The 724-nt window shown below is 46.8% G+C and carries 1 protein-coding gene and 1 pseudogene; both read left to right on the top strand.

Features of this window, described 5'->3' with window-relative positions; all coding sequences use genetic code 11:
* A pseudogene (locus KKC1_RS13510) lies at window positions 1-146 on the top strand (IS607 family transposase); the annotation flags it as partial.
* The coding region (locus KKC1_RS13505) for an RNA-guided endonuclease InsQ/TnpB family protein (protein WP_143288762.1) at window positions 133-724 on the top strand (592 nt) is incomplete at its 3' end. The pseudogene KKC1_RS13510 and the gene KKC1_RS13505, both read left to right, overlap by 14 nt.

Here is a 724-nt window from a genome sequence, read left to right as displayed (position 1 = left end):
GGAACCGGGCGAAGTCAAAGACGACTTAGTGCAGGACATGATTGAGGTATTAACTTCGTTCTGTGCTCGTCTGTCTGTATGGAAAAAGGTCGGCCAGAAACCGGGTCAAGAAAGCTATGGAGGCTATAGAAAATGTTGGTGAATAAGGCTTACTGGTACGAGCTTAAACCAAACAAGACCCAGCTTATTCTTTTGAAGAAACATGCTGGTTGTGCCAGATTTGCCTGGAACTGGGGACTGGCCGAACGGAAGAGACTGTGGGAAGAAGAGAGAAAGACCACCAACGCGATAGAACTTCACCGTAAACTGAACAGGCTGAAGAAGACGGATTTCCCCTGGATGTATGAGGTATCGAAATGTGCTCCGCAGGAAGCGCTGAGAGATCTGGACAAAGCTTTAAAGAACTTCTTTGAAGGCAGAGCGAATTTCCCGAAGTTTAAGAAAAAAGGTGTCCATGACAGCTTCAGGCTTACGGGTACGATTAAGGTATTCCCAAAACACGTGCAGTTACCCCGACTAGGTAAAATCAGGGTCAAAGAAAAGACGACGAAATGCAAAGGCAGGATACTTTCAGCCACTGTGAGCCGGGAAGCTGACAGATGGTACGTAAGCATGGCGGTCATAGAAGAAATACCCGATCCCGTTCCGGAAGTTGGAGAACCTGTTGGCATAGATGTTGGTTTGAAACACTTTGCCGTTCTTTCCACTGGAGAGAAAATAGAAG

Origin of the sequence: Calderihabitans maritimus (assembly GCF_002207765.1) — a bacterium.
Classification (GTDB): Bacteria; Bacillota; KKC1; order Calderihabitantales; family Calderihabitantaceae; genus Calderihabitans; species Calderihabitans maritimus.
Note: the sequence above shows the minus strand (reverse complement) of the source record. Positions and strands in the feature narration are given on the sequence as shown.